The organism is Sodalis ligni, from assembly GCF_016865525.2.
Classification (GTDB): Bacteria; Pseudomonadota; Gammaproteobacteria; order Enterobacterales; family Enterobacteriaceae; genus Acerihabitans; species Acerihabitans ligni.
On record NZ_CP075169.1, the window covers coordinates 5,771,848 to 5,796,294 of the forward strand.

The window sequence follows — 24,447 nt, forward strand, 5'->3', positions numbered from 1 at the left end:
CGCATCCGTGCCGGCGGTATCGCCGCTGCCCGCCTGAGCGTCCGCGCCGCTTGCCCCGGCGCCGTGATACACCCCGTCGCCAAACACGATATTGTCCGCCACCGGCGCCAGGTTATAAAACGCTCCCACCGGTCCGTTCTTGACGTCGCCGTTGGCCGCGCTCTGGTAGCTGCCCAATATCAGCTGCCCGCCCCGCGCCACCGCCGTCTGCGATTGCAGATACCCGTCCAGCGACGCGTCCGTCCCCTGGCCCTGCTGCGGTCCCTGGTAGGTGTCCGCAATGATGTTGCCGTCCAGCGCCGACGCATTGGTGGCAATGATAAGCCGACCCGCGTCGCGTCCCACCGTATAGCCGTTCTCATAGCGCTCACGTGGCGCTATCAGCGGATTGTAAAAATACGCCGCCGCCTCTTCGCCCCAGCGCGCATGCGCCTCCTCGAATCCCTTGTACAGCGACGAATACGCCACATCCCCCGGCGCGCTCGACACGTCGTACAGCCGTCCGTCCGTACCCCGCAACCAGCTCATCTGCAGGTAGCCGCTCTGCACGTCCAGCGAGCCCCCCGACAGGTTTATCGCCGACCCGCCGTCGGTGCGCACGCCCCCGCCGCTGAAGCTTACCGCTGCCCCCCTCCGCCGCCCATTCCCCGATGCCGTGCGGCGACAACCCCAGGTAGCCCCCCACTTCCAGCAGGCCCCCCGCCGTGTACCACCGGTCATCCGCGTCCCCGCCGGTCCCCGCCGCCACGTGTATCAGGCTGCGCCGGTCCACCCATATCGTGCTGTTGTTCAGGTCCTGCGTATCCCGGTTCAGCGGCGAGTCGCGCTGCTCGTTGCCCTGCACGTTCACCTCGACGTTGTTGGAGGCCATCGCCACGTTCACCCCCACCGACCCCGACACGTCCAGCGTCGCCCCGTCCTCCACCCGGCTCGCGTCGGTGGCGCTCACCGCGATTTGCCCCCCGGTGGCCAGCGTCAGCGACCCGCCGGCAAAATCCACCCCGCCGCCGCTGACGATTTCCACCCGGGACAGGTCCTCCCGGTCGTCCTGCCGCGACAGGTTGTCGAACACCCCCTGCGCCGCGCCCCGGCGCGCCAGGTCCTGCACCGCCGATTGCGTTATCAGCGACGCCCGCTGGCTGTCCAGCGCCGTCTGGTCGCTGCCGTCCAGCACCACCGCCGTCACCCCGTTGCCGGTCACCGTCACCGACCCCGTCTGGTCCGAGGCCGGGTTCAGCAGATGGACGGTGCCCCGGTTGTTCACCGTGCTGCTCGACAGCGCCACCCCGTCCTGCACCACCTCATGGCCGGTGAGGGTGATATCCCCCTGCAGCGACTGTATCAGCCCGTGGTTGCTCACCCGGCCGGACACCGGCGCTGTGCCGGCATTATCACCGGACGCCGTGTCGCCGTCAGCAGCGCCATTATCCCCGGCGCCGTTGCCGTCACCGCTGTAGCCCGCCACGACCTCGTTGCCCCGGGTGGTGGAGTAGGCGTTGCTGTCGGTGCCCTGGCCCGGACGCAGAATGAAATAGTCCCCCGCCGCCATCGCCGTCTGGCCCTGCGGCGTGCTCAGCGTGCCGCGGTTGTCCACCTCCTGTCCCAGCAGCAGGATGTAGCCGCCCCCCTGGGTGGCGGATGCCGGCGTGGCGGTGGTGATTTGCGCCCCGCTCTGCACCAGCACTTTGCCGGCGGCGTCGGTAAACGCCTGGGAATAGGTGCCGTTGGCCTGGGCGCTGTAGATGCCGTTGGTCGTGAACTGGTCGTCGCTCATCGCAGCCGCGGCCGCCGCCAGGTTACGCACGTTCACCTGGCTCGACCCGCTGAACACGATGCCGTTGCGGTTCATCAGCAGCACCGTGCCGTCGCCCTTGATTTGACCTTCTATCTGGCTGGGTCGCGCGTTGGGGTCGTTGACCCGGTTCAATACCGCCCAGCTCGCCTGCTGGTGAAAGTCCACCTCGGTATTTTTACCGACGTTAAAGGTCTGCCAGTTGAGGATGGCTTTGTCTTTGGTCTGGTTGATGCTCACCGTGGTATGCCCGCCGGCGCTGCTTTGGGTCGGGGCGGCGGCGTTCAGCCAGCCTTGGGTGGCCGGGTTGTTGTCCACCTGCAGGCCGCCGGAAGCCAGGCCGTCCGGCACGCCGCCGGGGGCGTTCAGCGCCGCCTGGCGGGCCGCGGCCTGCTGGGCCTGCGCCGCGGCGATGGCGGCGGCGGTCTGGCCGAGGTTGGCGATGGAGCGGGCCAACTGCGCGTTGGCCTGCTGCTGCTGGGCCAGGGCGGGGTCATGCCGGGCAGGCCGCCGCTGCGGGCGGCCTCGGCGGTGGCGGCGCGGGTGGCGCCCTTGACGGCGAACCAGTCGCCGCTGAAGGGCCGCGGCCCGGCGGCCTGGGCGGCGCCGGACAGCAGCAGCATCCCGATGGCGTAGGCAATGGGCTTGATGTTCAGACGCGGGTTATCGGAGCGGTCCATGATGGACTCCGGAGACGGATGTTTGCTCCGGGGTGTGAATCGGCCGCCGTTCACATTCGTCCTGGCCGCGGGTTCCATACGTTTTACAGCGTTGCTGGGAGACATGTTCTTCCTTCCGGTTCGCAGGCGTAATACCGATGCAGCAGCAAAGCCGTGACCGGGATAATCCGGACCAGGGCCGCTACGGCTTACATACCTGATTGACCCCGATTGGGAATAGCGACCGAACTCATGTCACAAAAATTTCATCTGCGGACCGGCAATAAAATGCCCGCGTCAAAGAGAAAGGGCCACGGACTGGACCGCGGTAAAAATCAGGGGGAAAAGAGCCGCCACACCACCGTGCCTCCCGCCGCAGCGAGGGGATATACAATCTGCCGCTCGCCGTCCGGTAGGTGTATAAGCCGTCAACTCAGCAGAACAATCCCCCCCGGCAAGGTGGTGACCCGGGCGCCGTAGGCATCGCGAATAAGCGCGGTCACTTCCGCCAGCTGATTCAGCGTAAAGCGCGCCTGGACGATGCGGCGGCCGAGCGCCTGGTTTACCAGGATGATTTTCCCCGACCGATAACGGTTAATCTCTTCCACTACCCGGCTTAGCGGCTGATGATCAAAAATCAGCAGCTGCTTGCGCCAGGCGCTGACCTGTTCTTCGTTGGCGCCCACCACCCGGCCCAGGCCACGGGAGTTGTAGGTGAGCTGCTGACCGGCGGCCAGTTCGCTTTGATTGCCGTGGTAAACCACCCAAACCCGGCCCGCCAGGCAAGTAACGCAAACATCGTTATCCACATGGCGGACATTGAAATGCGCCTGACTGGCCCGCGCTTCGCCCCCGTCGGCATACAGGGTGAAAGGAGTGGCGGCCGGGGTGCGGATAAGCACCTGCGCTTCGCCGGTCACCAATTCGATACCCGGCGCATCCGCTGAAGGACGGCGCAGGTTGATCTGCGTTTGGGTATTCATCTCCACCGTCACGTCCGGACCGAGGACAAACTGTTTCTGTTCGCCGGTGGCGGTATGGTAATCGCTGGACATTCCCGGCAGCGTGGGCCAATCAAACGCCGGACGTACCGCCAGATAAGCGGCGCCGGCCAGTGCCGCGCCGATAAAGGCCCGGCGTCCCAGGTTCGGGGATAATTTCAACGCCGGCCGCGACGGCTGCTGCTGTTCGGCGTAAATCGCCGGGCCCAGCGCCTGCCACAGACGTTTGCTTTCGCTGAACGCGGCGGCGTGCAGCGGGCTTTGATCGCACCAGCGGCGGAACGCGTCGGCGTCTTCCGTGGTGGCCTCGCCGGAGGTCAACCGGACCAGCCAGGCTTTCGCCTCCCGCTGCACGGCGCCCGGAATGGCAAGTTTGCGGTCAAAATAACGCATAACTCACCGGACTCCCGGTTCAGGCTTTGACCAAAATGTTATGCACGGCATCGGCGACGTTTCCCGTTTTTGAAGTCCATCGTTTTTGAGGACATGTTTTTGGGGACATATAGTATCAAGACGTTTTTCCAGCCCCCGGACCGAACCGCTGCACCACTTTTCTTTGCAATCGCCGGCCGCAAAACTCCAGCGCCGCCTTCAGTTCTTTCTCAACCATCCGCGTGGAGATATGAAAACGCAGCGCGATTTCCCGGTGCGGACGATCGTCCATTCTCGATGCTATCAGGATTTCGCGCTGGCGATAAGGCAACAAGCGCAGCGCCTCGCGCAGCTCATCCAGCTCGTTGCGTCCGGCGGTAATGCGCGCCGGATCCTGCAGTTCGTCTTCCACCTGCAGCAGTTCATCGATTTCCCCCACCAGCAGCAGCCGCGGCGTATTCTGGTATTGATCGTTAGCCACATTCAGCGCGGTGCGATACAGATAGGCCGCCGGATTATAAACCGATTGGGCATCATCCATCCGTTCCACCCGCAGCCAGGTTTCATGCAGCACATCGTTCGCCAGATCTTCCGAGCCCAGACGGTATTTAAGACGTTTGCGAAGTGCATCGTAACAAGCGAGAAACTGCAGGCGCACTTTTTATTCTCCCGGTCAACGTCGCGTAATACCCGATAACTGACAATCCCCATTGATACCTGGCAGCAGCAAAACCGTCAGCGGCTGCGGCAAATGCCCTTGCTGCGGCATATCCATGTGCAGGCGACGCAAGCGATCGAGAATCGCCGTATCCCGGCTGTCCAGACCGGTGGAATCGAGCAGTTCAACCCTGGATACCGAACCTTGCGCCGACAGCCAAAATTGCAATACCGCCCGGTATCCTCCCGGTCTGGTTTGCGGCGACGCGCAAAGCAATCGCAGGATGGCGCGCTGAATAACCGCGGCATACCCGTTACCCCCCAGTCCCAAAGTGGAGGTATCTCCCGCGTTATTTATCGATGAGGGCAAACTGTTCTTGCGTGCTTCGGCCATCAACACGGTAAAAGCATCGGCGCTGGTATAATGAGCGGCGAGTCCGGTATTTTGCAGCAATAACCGCAGGGCGGCCGGCGGCGGATAATAACCGTGAACGCCGCCGGAACGCCGGCCGGCGGTCAACCTGCTGTCCACCAGCGCGGCCAGTCCCGCCTGTTCGCCAAAACGCGTCAGCGCCTGGGCCAGCGGCTGCGGGGGAATATCAAACCAGACCGCCCGGCTCGACGGCTCCGCCATCGGCAACGTCCGGTTCCCGTCAGCGGCTGCCGGTAATAAAAATGCCAGCACACCGGAGAACGCCATCACGCAGCCGTAAAGGGAGATGAATTTAACCCACACCGATTGCCATACTCCCCCCGTTCGGCCCGATTGTCGTCACCGTCCCGTGTCACGCCGGATAAGCAGCGTTAAGGGTTGCGCAATAGTGCCCGGCTGATATGACACTTTTATTAAGCGGGTTAAAAAAGGCCTAGCGAATAGCCGTAATACTCATAGCCGCCAGGCGTGATTTACCATGGCGCTATTTGAGGGTTTTATATAAAATAGGCCGCACATGGGTTTTCAGTTGGCGACTTTATCATGCATCGCATTGGATTTTTCGTTTGCCGGGGTCACGATGCCCTTGATCTTGCCGGACCGCTTTCGACCTTTAATCAGGTGACCGTAGCCGCTGGCCATAACCCCTATGATCTTTGCGTCATCTCTCAGTCCGGAGGGCCGGTTGTTGGTAATACTGGCCTGCCCATCGAGACAAGGCCGATGGGAAAGCGTACGTTTGATACCGTCATATTCGTGGGCGGTGATATCAATCCGATGCAGACACCGGAGAACATCGCCGCCGCCAAGAAATTGGGCGCCCGCGCCTTGCGGGTGGCAAGCGTGTGCACAGGCGCATTTCTGCTGGCGGAAACCGGCTTGCTGGACGGTCTGAGAGCAACGACCCACTGGCGGTACGCCGCTCAACTGCAGTCTGGTTTCCCTCGTACCAGAGTCGAGGGCAACAGTATCTATATAGCGGACGGACGCATCTGGACGTCGGCGGGCATCGCCGCCGGAATAGACCTGGCGCTCGCCATGATTGAAAGAGATATGGGCGCGGAAATCGCCCACGCCGTCGCCAGGCTGTTGGTCGTTCCCTATCGACGACCGGGGGGCCAGTCCCAATTCTCCGCCATGTCGCAAATGGACCCGGTGTCGGATCGTATCCGCATTGCGTTGAATTTTGCCAGAGAGCATCTGGCTGAAGCGCTGCCCGTGGAGCGGCTCGCCGATGCCGCAAGATTGAGCCTGCGGCAATTCGGACGAGCATTTCGCCGGGAAACCGGTGAAACACCGGCTAAGGCGGTGGAGCGGTTGCGCGTTGAAGCTGCGCGGCTGCGCCTGCAGGATGGCAGCGAACCCATCGAACAGATTGCGCTGGCGGTGGGATTCACCGATCCGGAACGGATGCGCAGGGCCTTCATCAAGCTGCATGGACATCCGCCGCAATCGATCCGCCGCGAAAGCAGATTGAACGATGGGCGCTGATGGGGTCATGCCCCTACCGCCAATGCCGGATCAGCGATCCCCCGGCTTCAGCGGACCATTGTCATTCCAGATGTCACGGTGAAGTTTCCAAACGCCGCCCTGTTTTAAAAATATGAGGGCCTGCTTGCCGCGCGACTTCAACTTCCCGTCATGGCCGCGGATGGTGGAGTTCGAAACCTCCGTTACCGCTTCATCATTACCGTAAAATTCGGCATCGCTGAAGGTCACCGTATCGGGTGCTTTCCCTGCATAACCCGCCGTGAAGTACTTCGCGATCGCCGCCGGGCCTACGACCCGGTCATCGCCGGGCTGCAGGAGTGTCCCATCATCGGTGTAGAGGCGCCCAATCGCCTGGTAGTCGCCCTGCTTGAAAGCATCAGCCCAACGCGCGTTTTCAGCCTTGATAGCCGCTACGGTGGAGTGCGGCGGATCGGCGGCATAAACCGCGGCGGACGCGAAAGCGAGAGCGACAACGGCCGGTAGCAAAGCTGGTTTAGTGAAAATGGGTCCCATGTGGATTATCCAATCGAGTTAATCTGTCTATTGATAATGAGCGCGCTCGTGATGAAGAACGCGCTCGCCGGTGGCTAGTGAGATGGCCTCGTGCCCATTGCTTGCAAGGGTTTCAGCGAACGCCCGGAACCCGGGCCAGACCCTTGGATGCGCCGGGCAGCACCTTGTCCACCATCGCGATCACTTCCGGCCGGGCATCTCTGGGATGGCCGGAATGGAACGGCGGAGCGGGATCGTATTCGATCAGGAGCTGCGTAAATTCGGCGGCCTGCTGACCGCGCAGCCTCCCGGCAACGCGAAGCGCAAAGTCAATACCCGCCGTCACCCCGCCGCCGCTCATGAACCGACCGTTGTCGTCTTCTACGAAGCGATCCGGAACGGGAATGGCGCCATATTCAGACAGTTTGTTGACGAAGGCCCAATGGCAGGCGCTTCGCTTACCCTTGAGAACACCCGTTGCGGCCAGCACAAGCGAGCCGTTGCAAACCGACGTTACGTATTTGGCGCCCTCAGCCAGACGCCGGATCTGGGCTTGATACTCCGGGCTCATCGCCACCGTCAAATCAGACCCGCCGGGGACCAAAATCATGTCCGCCTTCGCGATATCGGCCAATCGTTCAGTCTTGCCGTACCGGACGCCGAATTCGAGGGTCACGTAGCCGCCATCGAGGCTCGCATAGCGGACGTTCGTATTCGGCAGCCGGTGAAAAATTTCGCTGGGGCCGGCAAAGTCCAGCAGCGTGCCGCCAGGATAAACCGCAATGACGATGTTGAGCGGATCGGCGGGGGAAAGCATCCCCGCGCCGGCCGCCTTTGCGAGAGCGGGAGTGGCGCGGCCAAGCAGGGCGCCTCCTCCCACGATGGCGCCTAGCGTGGCCACGCTTGCGAGCTTAAGGGCATCGCGGCGGGAGTAGCCCCCGCTTTTCGGTTGTTCGTCTGAGGACGTGTTTTCGCTATCGTTGGTCAAGATAATTTCTCCTTGTGCTTCAACACCCTTGGCAGGCGCAGCCAAATCGGGGCAGAGTGAAGTCTCCCCGCGACGAAAGGCGCGGCGGGCGTAGGATTGAAATGCGGATGAGCCGAAATAACGTCGGGGACTCCCGAACAGGAGCCGACGCTTCAAAGTTGCGAGGCGCCGCCGTCGACAACAAGTTCGGTGCCGACGACGTAGGCGGATTCGTCGCTGGCGAGATAGAGCGCCGCATAGGCAATGTCCTCGGCCTGGCCCATGTGGCCCACCGGAATCGTCTTGGCGAACCCGTCCTTGATGCTGCGAATATCCTCGTCGGACAGACCCCATTTGCCGAGCAGGGGAGTGTCCATCGCGCCGGGAGCGATGGCGTTAAAGCGGATTTTGCGGTGGAGAAACTCGTAAGACCAGCTACGGGCGAGCGAACGTACCGCCGCCTTCGCCGCCGCCGTCAGCGAGATGCCATGCTTGCCGGTCTGCGCGACGAACGATGTATTCAGAATAAATGAGGCGCCCTCCCTTAAATCAGGCAGTACTGCCTGAAGCGTGAGCACCACGCCCTTGACGTTGATGTCCATGATCTCGTTATAGAGATCGTCATCGATATCGTTGACTGCCGACGGGAAAGCCCGACCCGCGTTGGCGAACACGATATCCAAGCCACCAAACCGTTCTTTAACCTCGGCGGCAATCGCCCGCATGTCCTCAATGGAACGTACGTCGCCCTTGAGAACGATCGCATTCTCGCCAAGCTCGGCCTGCACCTGCTCGAATACGGCTTCATCGCGGCCGGTGACCGCTACCCGGGCGCCTTCTGCAATAAAAAGCCTGGCGGTGGCAAGACCGATGCCGCTGGTACCGCCCGTGATCAAAGCTGATTTGTTCTTAAGCCTCATTTCATGCTCCTTTCTCTGCGTCGTAATTGATCGGCCGAGGGTGCAAAGCGCAATCCCGCTGCGCGCTTGTCCCGGCCGAATGTCCCACTGATTATGGAACACGAAGCAGATGGCGCAAAGGACGTATAACCCTCAAAAAACGTCACTCAGCGCGAGAAACAAAAACGGCTCTCGCAGCGCTGTCATAAATGGCCGCTAAAATGGAGAGAGATTGAGTCTGAAATGTCTACCGTGGGAGAAGTATGATGGCCGTACAATCAAGGTTACGCCGGTTATTATCCGGCATATTTGTGACAGCGGCGTTACTGGCGGGCCACAACGCCATGGCGGCGCCCGCGGGCGATCCCTCGGGCACCTGTAAAGAGGTGGAAGTGAACGGATACCGTGCCGTGCCCTACTCGTGCCTGGGCCAGGCCATGACGCCGCCCGAGCAGCCGGCTCACCCCAATCCGGCGCTGGCTAACTCGGATATCAGCAAGCAGCAGCCCAACAACATCGGTCAATTCAGCCAATCGGCGCTGCGCAACCGCATGGGCGATAACCTGGGCAAGTCAGTCAAGCCGCAGCGCCCGCCGCGTACACAGCCTTAATGGCCCGCATCGGGATAGCGATATTCCGCCGGCGTGAAACAGGCCCGGTACCGCAACGATACGGGGCCTGACGGATTACTGCGATTGCAAACTGCGGCGCTCGTCCTCGCTAAGCTGCGCCAGCGATTTCTGGTCCAGTTTGCCCGTTCCCACCACCTGCACCACGCTGGCCGGATCATACCCCGTGCTGCGCATCGCGTTATCATCGCCCCCCGCTTCCAGCCGTTCAGTACCGTAGCCCAGAACCTGCACGCTGATGACCGAAGGCTGGTTGCGCTGCGCCTGCCGGTTTATCTGTTCCGCCGCCTGCACCGCGCTGCTGGCCGCCTGACTGGCTGAGGTCAGCGCGCCGACGTTCACCGCCGCGATGGTGGGAATGCCGGTGGATTTGCCCTGCACCTGGATATTCTCCGCGTTCACCACCCGCAGCGCCGCGACGTTGATATTGCCCGATACCCGGATGCCCGCCTCGCCGGCATCGATGGTGCCCAGGGGGGCTATCAGGTCTACGTCTCCGGGAGGAACTTCAGGGATGGGAGCCAAGGTAGCGATACCGGCGCCAGTGCTCGGCACTTGCGGGGACAACGTGAGGTTGCCAACATCATCATATGTTTGTTTAGGCGGCGTGAAGACCACCGTCGTCTTTGACCCGCGGCCTGCGTTGATGTCGCCCTCGGTCGACCAGGCCAGGATATTGCCGCCGAAGGTGGTCATGATGCGCGACAGCCCCAGCAGCAGGCTATCCTGCGAATAAATCTGGATATCGCCCTGGCCCTGCGTGATCAGGCCGGAATCAGCGCCTGGCGTCAGTCCCTCGGTACCAATCGTCACACCGCCGCCCGGCGCGAGAAGCTGAATGTCTCCGCCAAAATCGGTGTGCACATAACCGCTGATATTGAGGCCGCTGCTGATCGCCGTGAACAGGGTGATGTCGCCGTCATAGGCATCCTCGCGCGGGAACAGCGCAGCAATGGCCTCGCGGCCGCGGAGATAGGACCCAGGGCGGGGTCCGTTGCTGTCATTGAACTCGCGACCGCCGGCGGTAAGCTCGGCGTAGTAGACCGTGCGCAAGAATATTCGCTGCTGCTCGGCGGGAAGAGCGAGGAAATAGGCAAGCGCGTCCCCGGCCGGGCCGGCATAGCCGAAGCTGTCCCTAAGCCATCCCACCAGCTCTCCGTTGTAAGTCTTGGCGACCTTGCCGGGCTGGTCGGCCAACGCACCCGGCCCGGCAAGGTTGGCCGGATCGAGATAGAGCCTGGCGAAAGCGGTCCAGTCGACCTGTCCCTCGCCCGGCGTGCCGGCGCCCAGCCCGGCCTGCAGCACTACGCTCGCCCCTGGCCGCTGATCGCCGGCAACCAAAGGGCCAATACTCTCTATTGCCGCGGAAGAACCTTGATAAAGATTCTTACCGGCGCTGATCTCCAATGTGCCGGGACCGGCTATCTGTAGACCGGCGACTTGGGTTTCTGACGTAAAATCTATAGTCCCGGCACCGGCTTCAATAATGTTCCCGGATGCCGCGATCGCTGACACGTCGTTCGGATCGTTTTGGAGAATCAGACCCTTCAAGTCGACAATGTCGCCCCCGGCCAGTATTTGAACAGGCTTCACGGCGCGATAATAGTCCGTCGTTGTCCTGATTCCGGAAACTACCTGGTCGCTCTCGAAGATCTCGCCATAGCGTAAATTGAGTATATCCCCGTCCATCGCGTAAATGCTTGAAACGACATCGCCGTCAAACGCGCTGGCGTCGGACACCGTATTCGGTCCGAACACGAACGGATTGCCGCCGACGCCGCCGAATCCGCTTGGGCCATAATCGGAGCTGTAGACTTTCCAGGCTTGTGTGCTGTCCACAATGTTGTTCGGATCGCCCCAATAATTCGACGACTGCAATGTCGAGGTATAGTTGTCCGTTAAATACGTCGCCCAAGCCGGGTGGAACGGAGTCGCTAAAGTCGACATGGAGGTCGCAAGCGGCCCGTAGGCGTAAGAGGCGGTGGCATCGATGACGGAGCCCGCGGCGAGCAGTTGCAATTCGCCGGAAGGCGACGGCAACATCAGGCTTGCGCCTTGTTGTCCGGCGAAGAGAAATATGTCGCCGTTGCCTGCCGTCGCCCGCAGGATTGACGGCAGGAAAAGGGTGCTGGTGTGAATGGCGCTGTTAGCGTTAAGGTCGCTTCCCTGAAAGGCCGACAGCGGCGACACGCCGCCGCCGGCGCCAAATAGATTAATCGCCGTATCCGGGGTCCATAACGTGAACCAGGTTGCCCCCTGCAGCCCCGGCGTGGAGCTCGCATCGGTTTGCTCGGTCAAGCGAATACGCCCGGGATCGATGACGTCGCCCATCGCAATGTCGCCGCGCGCGAGAATGTTGACCGTACCGTCGCCCGGTACGAAGGCGCCGCCGGATGTCGTCACGGCAGAATAGGTCTTGAGGGGATCGAGCGGGCGCGGGTCCGCCAGTCCGTTGTCGTAGCCAAAGTGCTGGCCATAGAGGCTGCCGAAGTCGCCGGTGGAGAGATTGATGTCCCCGCGGATATCGACGAACTGATTACCCGCGCCGCCGACATTGCCGCCGGCCTTCACGGAAAGCGTGCCGCCTCCGGTCTGCGCCAGACTGCCGTCCGCCATCACGCGTCCGCTGCCGCCAACGGCAATGACAATGCCTCCCGTGTCTCCGATATCGCCACCCGCCCGGACGTTGGCGTTGCCGCCGCCTAACGTACCGACGCCGGAAAACGTGGAAAGATGCACTCTAACGCCGGTGTAATCGGGGCCACTGTAGGGATCGATTGACGGGCTGGCGGTGTAACTGCCGAAGTTGATGCCCCAGGCGGCGGCCTGACCGAGTTCCGTTCCGCCCTGACGCCATAACCAGCCCCCCACTTCTCCCGAGTCGAAGGCCAAAGAACCATCAATATTGCCTTGCGCCGTCAGGAGGAGGTCGCCGCCGTGCTCCATGTAGTACATGTATTGCGAGCCGAGCGTATCTTCGTAGAGGGTATTGGCGGCGCCCAGCACGGTACCGTCATCGGCGAACGTGCCGCGTGCGGGATTATAGGGAGCATTCGCAGATGCGCCGGTTGCCGCGATCGGCGTACCGGCAGTATAGATGCCATAAGGGCTCATCTGCTGATAGTTGCCGCCGGCGAGCAAATCAAGATCTCCGGTGCCGGTACGAATCACGCTGGCGACGGATTGGCCGTCCGTACCCGCAACATGCGGATCGTTCAACGTCATGTTGCCGAGACCGGCCAGATCAGGGGCGCTGCGCAAGGCTCGGCTGTCGGCCGCGCCGGTATCGGCGCCCGACACCAGCCGCATCGACCATGATAGGCTTCCCGGCGCAAGCGGTTGCGCAAGGGCATAGACCGGACGGGACGACGGACCGGGTGCAAGCAGCGCCGGAATGGGCAGGCCCGCCTCCCAGGCAAATAACGGCAGGCCAAAAAAAGTCGCGCTGATCACCGTCCCGGCCTTGAGCGTCTCGCCGGGGTTGTACACCCTGCCGCTGGGATCGCTGACAACGATACCGCCGAAAGGCGAATAGAAAGCATCGTTCGGAACGGTCCAGTCTTCGAGCAAATGTACATTCCCGGTCGGGTAAATATCGGTTGCCGCCACGGTTGATGGCGTTGGAACCAGGAAGTTGGTGTCGTCCGGCGAGTTGGGCGGCGGCGCAAAACCGTCGGTGATGCTGCCGTTGATGTTCAGATCGTCCGCGGCACGGATGACCAGCTTGCCCGGTTCTCCGGATCCCAACAGCGTCGGATTCGCATTCGGACCATAACGGTAGCCGGCAAAGTCCAGATCGTCTGTCGTCGACAATGTGCCGTCCGATCTGATCTCGATGCCCGGGCGCAGATGAAAGGCAGAGCCATAGGCCGCAAGGCCGGCGAGGCGGCCCGATAGCGCGCCGTTGCCCAGCGCCGCATTGATAAACGCGCTGCTGTCTATATTCAATCCATCGAGATAGGATTGGTCGATGGTGCCGCCATCGGGCAGCGCATAAGTCCGAAAGCCATTGACGGCGATACTTGCGGCGCCGGCGACGTTGAGCGCCGCGCCGGCGTTGATAGCGATGTCGTTCGCTCCCGCGCCGGTCCCATTGGCGCCGCCGAGGCGGGGCGCGTCGATTTCCAGCCTGCCGCGCGCGGTATTGTCGGCCGAGCGCATGTCGATGACCGCGCCGCCGTCCAGATTGACAAAACCATCCGCCGAAGCAAGTTCAATATGGGGGGTGTTATCGGCCTCGATGGGCGCGCCATAGCTATCGATCTTCAGCACCGTGCCGTGCGTATCCAGCACCGCCGAGGATGCCAGATGGAGATCGTCGCGCGCCGCCAGCCGGATCGTCCCGGGCGCGGTACCGCTCGCATCGATGGTCCCATTGACGGTCAGGCTGCCGCCATCCACCGAGATCGACACGGCATTGGCTTTCACCCCGTTACCGAAAGCCAGATCGCCACGCTTGATGTCGAACGACCGCGCACCGAAGAAACCCGCGCCGTTCAGCCTGTCGTTGAGCGCGGAGAAATCGCCCAAATCCTGTGCCTGGATCGTGAATTCACCGCCGGCATAGCCGCCGCTGGAGGACCCATTAAGCGCGCCGTCAAATAAAACGCGGCCATGCATCAGATCGGTTGCCATTGCCGTGACCGTGCCGGCGGCGTTGTTTTGCGCCGAAACGTCTAAAAGCGAACCGGCCGCCAGCGAAATATCGCCGCTAGCGCTTTGCAGCACGAGGTCGCCGCCCCAGCTGTCGGCGGATTTGTCGAAGAATGTCAGGTGGCGGCCCGAGAGATCGATCATCGCATTGCCGCCGACGGACAGGTCGTTGACGGCCTTGAGCGTCAGCTTGCCGCTTGGCAGTGCGACTGCCGTATCGAGCACAATGCTGTCGCCGTTGAAGGAGATTGTGCCGCCGAGATTGTTTTCGTTCGCGGTGTTCGCGGCCGTGACGCCCGCAGGCGCGGTGGCTGTTATCGCGCCGCCGGCGTTGTAAGCCATCACGGCGCCTTGCTGCGCGGTCAGCAGCGGCGCGGTGATAGTCAGATTGCCCCCCTGCACATTGCCTGAGCTATCCCGGCTCAGGCCGACAAACAGCGCTCCGTCATCGTTCGTGGTGACGCGGTCGCCGGCGCTGATATTGACCGCCGAGAAGCCTATCGCATAGCGATTGAGCGAGGTCCCATCGGTCACACGGGTATGATCGCCGTAACCGAACAGAACGCTCTGCGCCGCAATATCCAGTGTGCCAAGACCGGTTCCCGGTCCATTCGGCACGATGACGGCCGGATCCTGATTGCCGTACGGAATGCTGCCGGTAGGATTGGCGGAGGGATCCCAGCCGTTTCCGGTACGAATGCCATTCCAAACGAAGGCGTCAGCCGTGATATGCGCGCCCTCGTCGCCATTGGCAAGACCGTAAAGCGCGGGCGAATTGACGACAAACTGAACGTTGCCGCCGCCGGACTGGCTTCTCGCATCCAGTGAAACGTCGCCGAAGAGATTGACTGAGCCGCCGGCCACGATGGTCAATTGCTCGAGCGCCGGCACGCCGGCCGTTGAAGACGGATGCAAAAGACGATCGAGGATGCCCTGGGTCAGATTCCATCCCGCGGGCAGACTGCCGGCAGCCTGTGCGGCCGTCAGGGAGGCGTCGGTGCCGACATTGACCGTCTCCTGGGTCACCGAAAGATAGCGGGCGCCCAGGTTTGCATCGCCCATGGTCAGGGAGCCCGGCGCGCCAAGCACAATGCTGCCTTCGGTGAGCAGCGACGCACCGTTCCCGATTTCGATGCTGCCGGTTCCGGAAAACGGCAGGAAGTTGAACCAGCCATTGGCGACGGCAAGGACGGCGGTCGATCCCGGCACATCGATGCCGGTATTGCCGTAGACGTAACCGAGCGACGAATCCAGACCGCTGCCGCCAAGACCACGGGTATCGAGCGTCGCTCCGCCCGCGACGCTCACCGCGGGGCCGACAAGAAAAATCTGGCCGGCGCGCAAGGTCGCGCCATCCAGAACATTCACGGCATTATCCCCAGTGAAAACAATTCGTCCGCCGGTGTAAACACCGGTGTCGTCATTATAGGATGTCGATCCTCCCATTAGGACAGAGGCGGCATTAAACGCATTGATGTCATCGCTCGACAGCGTGGTGTGGCCGGGCAGCGCCGCGGCGCCGGGCGCGGTGATGTCAAGAACGCCTTGAGAGCCTGCCTTGATAACGAGTGCCCCCGCAATCCCGTCCTCGGCGCCGCTGAACAGCGCGCTGCCCGCAAACGACAATGCCTTTCCGCTGGACGGCGAGCCGAGCGTGAACTCGACAATGCCGCCATCAATCGGCAACCTCGGCCGGATCCCGTCGAACAGGGAGGCCTGCCCGCGAAGGAAATCCGCGTAGCCCGTCTCGTTGTATTGCGAGTAGGTCCTGACCGTCGGGCCGGCGGTCAGGATCACCTGCGTCGGCAACGAATCGCGAACGGCCGTATTCGCTATGCCGAGATAGCCGCTGGCGAGTATCGATCCATTCGGCAAATGGAGGGGCGCATCGGCAGCCTGCGTCCTGCCGCCAAGCTCGACGCGGAAAGCGCCCGGCGCCAGGGCGTAGCTTGACGGCAGCAGGGTATAAGTGCCGGCCGGCAAGCCTGGGACGCCGGCGGCAATCGTGATCTGCTGCCCGACGGCCGGATCGCCGGCGCCCTTGGCGGCAATCGCCGGCGCGTAGGCAGCCGCATAACCTGGCGCGATGGCATAGACCTTGTCGCTCGCGGCGCTGAATGTAGCGTTGATCGGGTTGGCGTTGACGAGCGCGGTCGTCAGGACGTTCACGGAACCGCCTCGGCCCGAAATGAAGCCCGCGCCGAGGAGATTGCCGCCCCCCGATACGTCAAGAACGGCGCCGGCCTCGCCCACCACCGACTCGCCTGCGATCATCAGGCCGGTTTCAACAAGATTTGTGCCGTTGACGTAGTCGTTGGTGGCGCCGAGATCCTCGATGGTCCCATCGGTCCCCTGGTAGGTGACGCCGTCGCTTGTGCCGCCGAAGGGGATTGTCAGGCCCTGGGCGCTGGTTGAAGTGAGGCTGCCGTCACGGAGCACCAGCTTCGGCGCCGGCGGCACCAGAGGCGAATTGGTAAACAGCGTATTGAACGCGAGGATCCCCAGCGGTGCGCGAACCACGCCGCCCTGATCGATATAAGGTGCGGCGATTGACAGATTCCCGAAGACCGATGCCGGCGTATCGGGCGCCGGTTCGCCGTTGGTCCTGATGATAAGCGTCGCACCGGGATCGAAAGCGACTCCGCCAAATCCGGCGGAACTTCCGCCGGCACTTCCGCCGGCACTGCTGCGCGTCATCATCAGTCCGGCGAGAATGTTCATGGTGGCGCCGCTCATCGGATAGATTTGATCCGCCTGGATGGCAAGGCTGTTGGGCACAGTCAGGCTGCCGGTGCCAAACCTGACATCCCCCGAACTGTGCAAAATGAGGTTGCCGAATCCCGGCATATTGACGATATGCGGCCCGCTATCGTGGGCGAAAAGATCGTCGTCCCCCGGAGTCTGCGCCGGTATGTTGCCCGGTCCGCTACCTACGTAATATAGGGATCCGGCGCCCTGGAATCCAAACGCGCCGAATTGCACCGCCGATGACACATCGATCAAATCCGCGTCCACTTCAAAGTTGCTGTCTGAAGCCGTGGTGAAACCTGATCCCTTGATGTTATTGAGGCCCGTATAATATTGGTACACCTGTGCGCCGGCGAGGGACGGGTCGTTATACCAGCCATCGATTTTCACATACGGCGCCCGGAGAGCGGCGTTGATGTGCGGATCGTTTGCGCTCGCCGAGATAACGCCGCCTGACAAGACAATGCTTCGCTTCATGCCAAGATCAACATCGCCGTCAAACACAAACAGGTCATGGGTCGAAAGCGCAAGCTGATCGAAACCCCCGGCATGAATCTTGTCGACGCTAAGGGTCGCGTCGCCAAACTTCAGCGCCGGATCGCTTTCGCCCGGAGCCAGGCCGGCAGACAAACCGGTAGGCCGATCCTGCTGGACAATCGTGATATTGCGCAGCCTCTGCATCTCCTCGGGAACTTCACCGACGGCAAAAGGCGACTGCGGTGTCGGCAGGTACGGAAGATAAATGTGGCTTAGCACATTGAGACTAAGCAGGCCTCCTGAGGCATTACCCCCACCCGCGGCGGCGCGCAGGTCTCCGTCGAGATATATCCCGCTGGCCGAATAAAGCGCGATGACACCGCCATCGCCGGCCACCAGCGTGGGCTGCAATCCGGCTCCGGCCGGGACATCGATCGTTTCCGCTGTACCCGACGCGTCGAGCAGTGCGCCGGGCCTAACAATGATAAAAGCATCGCCGGCGACAACGTTGTGTCCGGAGTCCATGCCGCTGCCCAGCGTGATCGAACCACCGTCCGGCACTACGCCGTAACGGCGGCCGGCCGCGTCGGCGGCCACAACCGCCTGCGCGGAGACGTCGAGGATGCTGTCTTCGCCGACCCAAATCGACCGCGTCGGCGTCGCAAAACCGAATCCATCGCCGCCATACAACGCGCCGTTCGACGCATTCGGCACGTTCGCGATGGTGATATTTCCGCCGTGCGCGGTGATAGCCCCCTCGATGGTCGTTTGCCGATCCGCGTAAAGGGTCACACTCTGTCCCGGATCGACGGTGATGGCGCTGCCCTGTGTCATATTGAAATCGTAGAGGCTGCTGAACGTCAGGCTGGCGCCTGCCCGTTGGGTCAGCCGGTCGGCAATCGGGTCATCGATATAGGTCGGCGGCAGCCAGAGATCGGCCGCATCCGAAACCTCGCTGCCAGTGGGCGCCGAACGACTTGCCGTGTCGAATCTATAGACCGGGACGGTCGCCGCGACGTTTGTTGCAATCTCCATGCCCGTGTTGCTGCTGACGGCGTAGTGGGAAAAGCCGGCGCTGAAAATATCAGGACCCAGCGCGAGCACCGGCTGGATGGGGACGGAACTGTCGAACTGCGTGCCGACGGGCACGACCGTTCCCGTGGGCAGCGTCACCGGCGCCGATACCACGTCGCCGGCCTTGTAGGAGGCCAGCAGCACAGGCGGTATCGGAATTCCATGCGGAAATACTGACGATGGTATTACCGTTCCCAAAGGGATTGACGATATGAAGAAGATGGTTGCGTTAGAGGGCACAATGCTGCCGGCGGAGAAGAAAATAGTGCCGTTGCCGCCGCTATTGACGATACCTACGGACATCCCCGCGGGCACTTCCCAGCTCGAGGCGGAGACGATGGGAGCCGTAGTGCTGACGCTCGGCGTGAATGCGCTGGCGATCGGCGTATCCACCGGCACCGAGGACAGGGTGTCATTGTAGTCGAACGGTATCCTGCCGCCGATGGGAATCACCACGTCTTGACTCAGCCGCACACTGGTTGAAGCCGGCGTACCTGCCGCCAAATGCCCCCCCGCCAGCGTCGCGTCATCGCCGATCACCACCGTCTGGCCGGCCTTGAGCGTCAGCGTGCCGCCGCCGTTAAAGCCGTAGGCAATGATCTTGCCATCGACGATCAATGGCGCCGACGGATCCATGGGTGCATTGCTGCCGATGACACGCGTGTCGTCATTCGCGATCAGGCTGACGTTGCCGCCCTTGCCGCCCCGGGTCTCGCCGCTGGCGAGGACGGCCGCGCCCGATGAAACATCAATGAGGCTTCCGGCGGCAAAGGTCACTCCGCCGGTGGTTGCCACATTCAACGTGCCGCCGTCGAGGAAGGCAATAGCCGATGAACCGTTGTCGGAACCATCACGCTGGTTCAGCCACAGCCCACTGAGATCGATCTTCGCATTGTTGTCGATCGTAACCTGGGAATATCCCTGAGCATCGTTCAATGCCACCCAGAACGGTGTCTGGCCTTGGGACACTATGGTACTCATGACGTTGCCCATAGTGATATCGCCGCCATGGGCCGTGATGTCGGCATCGACATCGATCTTGGGTCCAATTAGCGTCAATTGCCCGCCGGTGGCCAGCGCCAGCGGCGCATCAATGGCGATCTGATCCGTGCTGATCAGCGTCAATCCGCCCAGGTCCTGAGCATTAAGGCTATTCGCATCCAGCCAGACGGTATCCGTCCGCTCGTCCGGCAAGGCATCGTTTTCTCCCATACCCTGCGTGATGCCGCCGATGTCCCCTATGCGCATATCGCTGTCGATGCCGCCCGTCAGCCCGAGCGCCGTGTATAAACCCACCACCAGCCCGCCGCCCAGCGCCGCCGTGTCGTGGGCCAGCCTGTAGCCGTCGGTCACGCCGTCAGGCCGGCTGTCCACCTGGCGCGGGCCGTTATAGACCGCTGTCACGACATCGCCTTCCAGCACCGCCGTAGGCGACGATACGATCAATTGCCCCGCATCGCGCCCTACCGTATAACCGTTCTGCAGGATCTGCTCCGGTCCGATCAGCGGATTACGGAAATATTCGGTGGACGTATCGCCCCAGCGCGCATGGACCTCTTCAAAACCCTTGAAGATACCGGTATACATCAAATCGGCCGGTGCGCTGTTGACGTTGTACAACTGGCCGTCCGGCCCCTTCAGCCAGGTCTGCTGCAGATAGCCGGTGGCCGTATCAATGCTGCCGCCCGAGATATTGATCCGCGAACCGGACTGCGTGACCACTTCCCTGCCGCTCAGCGCCACGGTACCCCCCAGCGCTGCCCACTCGCCGATGCGATGCCCCTGATTGCTCAGATAGCCGCCCACTTCCAGCAGGCCGCCCGCGGTATACCAGCGGTCGCTGTCGTCGCCGCCCGCACCGGCCGGCACATACAGCAGCCCGCTGGTATCGACCCAGACATTGCTGTTGGCCAGTTTGCCGCTATCTCGATTGGCGGGCGCATCGCGCAGTTCGTTGCCCTGCACATTCACCAGCAGATTACTGCTGTCCATCGCGACCTGCACGCCGACGGCACCGGATACGTCCAGATTGGCGCCGTCGGCGACAAAGGCGCGCCCGGCGGCGCTTACAGCAATCTGGCCGCCGGTGGCCAGCGTCATCGAGCCCCCGGTGAAGACCACATCGCCGCCGGAGACAATTTCCACCCGCGACTGGTCGCGCCGGTCGGCCAGAGTCGACAGGTTGTCGAACTGCCCTGTCGCCAGCCCGTTGCCATTGGGGACAGACAATGCATCGCGCTGGCTGTCCAGCGCCGTGGTCTTGCCGTCGTCGTCAATCAGCACCGCCGTGACGGCGCTGCCGCCCAGCGTAACCCGGCCGGCGGCGTCGCCGTCCGAATTCAACAGGTGGATGGTGCCGCGCGTATTGACCGTGGTCGTGGCGATGGCTGCGCCATTCTGCTGCACATTGTGCCCGGCCAGCGTGATATCCCCTTCACGCGCCACCAATAAGCCGGTGTTGTCCACCTGACCGGCGGCGGTGCCGGGATTCAACTGCGGTGAGATTTCATTGCCGCGGGTGGTGGACGTTGGATTGGCGTCGGTGCCGACGCCGCGACGGATGATAAAATTGTCGCCGGCGGCCAGTTCAGCCTGGCCTTGCGGCGTTTCGATATCGCCGGCATTACTCACTTGTTGTCCCATCAACAGCACATAGCCGCCGCCCTGGGTAACCGACGCCGGCGCGCTGGTTGAAATTACCGCGCCGGGTTCGACGGTCAGCGCGCCGCCGGCGTTGGTGAACGACGGCGTATAGAGACCGCCGGTCTGGGCGCCGTAGATGCCGTGGGCCGTGAACTGGTCGTCGCTCATCGCAGCCGCGGCCGCCACCAGGTTACGCACGTTCACCTGGCTCGACCCGCTGAACACGATGCCGTTGCGGTTCATCAGCAGCACCGTGCCGTCCCCCTTGATTTGACCTTCTATCTGGCTGGGACGCGCGTTGGGGTCGTTGACCCGGTTTAATACCGCCCAGCTCGCCTGCTGGTGAAAGTCCACCTCGGTATTTTTACCGACGTTAAAGGTCTGCCAGTTGAGGATGGCTTTGTCTTTGGTCTGGTTGATGCTCACCGTGGTATGGCCGCCGGCGCTGCTTTGGGTCGGGGCGGCGGCGTTCAGCCAGCCTTGGGTGGCCGGGTTGTTGTCCACCTGCAGGCCGCCGGAAGCGAGGCCGTCCGGCACGCCGCCGGGGGCGTTGAGGGCCGCCTGACGGGCCGCGGCCTGTTGGGCCTGCGCCGCGGCGATGGCGGCGGCGGTCTGGCCGAGGTTGGCGATGGAGCGGGCCAGCTGCGCGTTGGCCTGCTGCTGCTGGGCCAGGGGCGGGGGCATGCCGGGCAGGCCGCCGCCGCCGGCGGCCCCGGGGGGGGGCGGCCGGGGGGGGGCGCTGTCGGCGGAGCGAGCGCCCGTGAAGGGCCGCGGCCCGGCGGCCCGGGCGGCGCCGGACAGCAGCAGCATCCCGATGGCGTAGGCAATAGGCTTGATGTTAAGACGAAGGTTATCGGAGCGGCTCATACCGGCTTGTCTAGGTCCGGTAACGGAAATTTTCTGCTGACGTCGGGCGGCTGGTCTGGCTTGCATATCGAAGCTCTCTTCCTGTGCTCAATCGGGTCTGGGTGCCCGCCGGCCATACCTTTAAGGGGGAGGCCGACAGGTTGCATTCAGACCAATAGATGATTGGGCAGGGTAGCGAATGCAGCTTTTCATAAAAAATTCACATGACGCTTCGGGCCGCCGCGGCTTAGCTGATCAGCACCACGCCGCCGGGCAAATAACGGATATTGGCGCCGTAGACCTGCTGGATAAGCGATGTAAAATCGGTAAAGCGATCCACCGACAGCTGCGCCTGCACCAGATTTTTGCCCAGTTCGCTGTTCATCAGAATCACCTTTCCCGCCCGGTAACGGTTGATTTCATCAATGACCTGAACCAGCGGCGTGTTATTGAACACCAGCATACGCCGGCGCCAGGCGGTGATTTGCGCTGCGTCCGCCGCCACCACCGGCAGCATGCCGTTTTGATCATAGCTGATTTGCTGGTTCGTCAGCAGCCGCACGCTGCGATCGCTGTGCTCAACGGTCAATTGGCCCGCCAGGCAGGTGACGCATACCGCCCGGTCGATATAACGTACGTTGAAACGGGCATCCGTCGCCTGGATGCGCCCGTTGTCCGCCAGCACCTCAAAGGGATATCCCTCCCCCGGACGGGCGATGACCTCTGCCTCGCCGGTTTTCAGGGTAATGCCTGCCAGTGCGCCTTGCCGGCGATATAAATCGATGCTGGTCTGGGTATTCATATGCAGCTGAACCTGTTGGCTCAGGGCGATTTCCCGCTGCTGGCCGGTATCGGTATGATAATCCGCGGAGATATCATAGACGCTCGGCCACAGCCGCAGCGGCGGGCGTACCGCCAGCCAGCCCACCGAGGCGGCCAGCGCACCGCCCAGCAGAGCGCGGCGGGCGAGACGCACGGTATTGATCGGCGTTACGGTGCCCTGCGGCTCCGGCTCGGCGGCGGCATCCCGCTGGGCCGCCTGCTGCATACCCAGCCAGTTTTGGCGGCATTCGCTGAACGTGCGGGCATGTTCGGCGCTTTGCCCACACCAGCGGCGAAACGCCTCGCCGTCGGCCACCGTCGCACGGCCCGATGCCAAACGGAGCACCCAATCCATGGCGCGCTGCCGGATCTCGTCGGATCCGTTCTGGCTCATATCGGTATCATTCATCATTTTTCAGTAACGCTTTCGTTTCCGGACGGGGTCCGAAACGTTGAATATAATGTTTTCCCATGCGCTCGCAGCAGTATTGCAGACCGGCTTTCAGCTCTTTTTCCACGGTGCGCAGGGAAACGCCGAAACGACGGGCAATATCGGTATGGGGAACATCGCGCAGGCGCGCGGCGATAATCATTTCCCGGCGGCGGGGGGGTAATTCATCCAGGATCTGCCGAAACGTCTCAATCTCGGTTTCACCGATAATGATCCGGGCGGGGTCCGCCAGTTCATCGGCAACCTGGTACAGTTCATCCACTTCGTCCAGGCTCATGATCCGCGATTGGCTCCGCCGCTGCTCCTCCGCCACGTTCAGGGCGATACGGAACAGGTAGGCCGCCGGATATTTCACCACCACGCCGTCGCCGACCCCGTCGATGCGCAGCCAGGTTTCATGCAGGGCATCGTCGGCCAGATGCTGTGAGCCCAGGCGATTCCACAGACGCTGGCGAAATTCCTTATAACTCGCCAGGAACAGCTCGCGCAAAGGCTTTTTTATCATATCCGGCATCATCGGCCTCTTTATCGCTGCAAACGTCGACAATCCCCTCGCGTATCCTGCCGGTTGCGCAGCAATAGCGTAATGGGCTGCTGAAATCCAGGCGGCGGCGGCTCGATTATCTGCCGCGTTATAACCCCTTGCACCGTACCACCCCAGGCGGCGACGCCGGGAGAATCCAAGAGATGCACCCGGTAAATCTGTCCGGAGGCGTCAATCCACAGCTGCAGCCCCACCCGGTAATGTCCCAGCTTGTCCGGCTGCAATTCGCACAATAATCTGCCCACCACCCGCTGTACCCGCGCCGCATACAGGCCGGCTTGCCGAGCCGGATCGACGGCATCGACTTTTCGCGCCGGAAAGAGGGTGTTGTCAATCGGTATCAGTGTAAATGCCGTGCCGCTGGTATAACGCGCCGTCAGGCCGCTGCCCGCCAACAGCAAGCGCAATGCTTCCGCCGCCGTAAACAGACCTTTCACCGCGGCGGATTGACGATTGACGGTTAACCCGGCGGTGACCAAAACCGACAATCCCGTCACCTCGCCATAGGCGCTCAGCGCGGCAGCCAGCGGCTGGGCCGGCAAATCAAACGGCATCCGCTGCGCCGGCAGGGTCCGGGCCAATCCGCCCGCCATCCACAATAACAGCGCCATGGCGCACAACACCCGGACCGCACAGCCTAGGGCGAGAAGGCGTACATTCGTTGCCGAGGGATTAAAAAAACGCGTCATCATCACCCGTTTCGTTCTGAACAACAGGAAAAGACAGCCGAGCTGGTGGGTATTATTGCTGGACACTCTGCGCGAGATTTATGACATTTCAATGAAGGCTTTAAAGTC

14 protein-coding genes are annotated in these 24,447 nt (G+C 62.3%); 2 read left to right on the forward strand and 12 right to left on the reverse strand.

Annotated elements, in window-relative coordinates; all coding sequences use genetic code 11:
- Nucleotides 1-367 precede the first annotated feature (367 nt).
- From GTU79_RS31070 to GTU79_RS26865, 5 genes are all read right to left on the reverse strand, one after another.
- Nucleotides 368-2,248 (reverse strand): two-partner secretion domain-containing protein, encoded by a 1,881-nt coding sequence (locus tag GTU79_RS31070; protein WP_214513528.1) that lies wholly within the window; start codon nucleotides 2,246-2,248, stop codon nucleotides 368-370.
- Entirely contained in the window at nucleotides 2,158-2,577 is a 420-nt protein-coding gene (locus tag GTU79_RS26850) for a hypothetical protein (RefSeq protein ID WP_214513529.1), read from the reverse strand. The genes GTU79_RS31070 and GTU79_RS26850 overlap by 91 nt, the downstream gene beginning before the upstream one ends.
- A gap of 302 nt (nucleotides 2,578-2,879) precedes the next feature.
- Entirely contained in the window at nucleotides 2,880-3,845 is a 966-nt protein-coding gene (locus GTU79_RS26855; protein WP_203520517.1) for a FecR family protein, read from the reverse strand.
- 115 nt (nucleotides 3,846-3,960) lie between these two features.
- Nucleotides 3,961-4,482 (reverse strand): RNA polymerase sigma factor, encoded by a 522-nt coding sequence (locus GTU79_RS26860; protein WP_203520515.1) that lies wholly within the window; start codon nucleotides 4,480-4,482, stop codon nucleotides 3,961-3,963.
- 15 nt (nucleotides 4,483-4,497) lie between these two features.
- Entirely contained in the window at nucleotides 4,498-5,217 is a 720-nt protein-coding gene (locus GTU79_RS26865; protein WP_203520513.1) for a TonB-dependent outer membrane receptor, read from the reverse strand.
- Between the two features lie 240 nt (nucleotides 5,218-5,457).
- Between GTU79_RS26865 and GTU79_RS26870 the strand changes: the two genes are divergently transcribed.
- Complete coding sequence (locus GTU79_RS26870; protein WP_203520511.1) at nucleotides 5,458-6,405, forward strand: GlxA family transcriptional regulator; 948 nt, start codon at nucleotides 5,458-5,460, stop codon at nucleotides 6,403-6,405.
- Between the two features lie 30 nt (nucleotides 6,406-6,435).
- Here the strand turns inward: GTU79_RS26870 and GTU79_RS26875 are convergent, their stop codons facing one another.
- The 3 genes from GTU79_RS26875 to GTU79_RS26885 all read right to left on the reverse strand — a co-directional run bounded on the left by GTU79_RS26875 (nucleotide 6,436) and on the right by GTU79_RS26885 (nucleotide 8,784).
- A complete protein-coding gene (locus tag GTU79_RS26875) occupies nucleotides 6,436-6,918 on the reverse strand; it encodes a YybH family protein (RefSeq protein WP_203520509.1) in 483 nt (160 codons plus the stop codon).
- Nucleotides 6,919-7,030: 112 nt separating this feature from the next.
- Nucleotides 7,031-7,885: a DJ-1/PfpI family protein gene (locus GTU79_RS26880; RefSeq protein ID WP_132924796.1), complete on the reverse strand. Its 855-nt coding sequence runs from the start codon at nucleotides 7,883-7,885 to the stop codon at nucleotides 7,031-7,033.
- 152 nt (nucleotides 7,886-8,037) lie between these two features.
- The gene (locus GTU79_RS26885) at nucleotides 8,038-8,784 is read right to left on the reverse strand and encodes an SDR family oxidoreductase (protein ID WP_203520507.1); all 747 of its coding nucleotides are present in this window, start codon (nucleotides 8,782-8,784) and stop codon (nucleotides 8,038-8,040) included.
- A gap of 242 nt (nucleotides 8,785-9,026) precedes the next feature.
- Here GTU79_RS26885 and GTU79_RS26890 point away from each other — a divergent pair, with 242 nt between their 5' ends.
- Nucleotides 9,027-9,374 (forward strand): hypothetical protein, encoded by a 348-nt coding sequence (locus GTU79_RS26890; RefSeq protein ID WP_203520505.1) that lies wholly within the window; start codon nucleotides 9,027-9,029, stop codon nucleotides 9,372-9,374.
- Between the two features lie 75 nt (nucleotides 9,375-9,449).
- Here the strand turns inward: GTU79_RS26890 and GTU79_RS26895 are convergent, their stop codons facing one another.
- The 4 genes from GTU79_RS26895 to GTU79_RS26910 all read right to left on the reverse strand — a co-directional run bounded on the left by GTU79_RS26895 (nucleotide 9,450) and on the right by GTU79_RS26910 (nucleotide 24,342).
- Nucleotides 9,450-21,854 carry a filamentous haemagglutinin family protein gene (locus tag GTU79_RS26895; RefSeq protein WP_214513530.1) on the reverse strand — a complete coding sequence of 4,135 codons (12,405 nt, stop codon included), beginning with the start codon at nucleotides 21,852-21,854 and terminating at the stop codon, nucleotides 9,450-9,452.
- Nucleotides 21,855-22,080: 226 nt separating this feature from the next.
- Nucleotides 22,081-23,049 (reverse strand): FecR family protein, encoded by a 969-nt coding sequence (locus tag GTU79_RS26900; RefSeq protein ID WP_203520501.1) that lies wholly within the window; start codon nucleotides 23,047-23,049, stop codon nucleotides 22,081-22,083.
- Between the two features lie 7 nt (nucleotides 23,050-23,056).
- A complete protein-coding gene (locus GTU79_RS26905) occupies nucleotides 23,057-23,611 on the reverse strand; it encodes an RNA polymerase sigma factor (RefSeq protein WP_253073440.1) in 555 nt (184 codons plus the stop codon).
- Nucleotides 23,612-23,631: 20 nt separating this feature from the next.
- A complete protein-coding gene (locus GTU79_RS26910; RefSeq protein ID WP_203520498.1) occupies nucleotides 23,632-24,342 on the reverse strand; it encodes a secretin and TonB N-terminal domain-containing protein in 711 nt (236 codons plus the stop codon).
- Nucleotides 24,343-24,447: the final 105 nt, after the last annotated feature.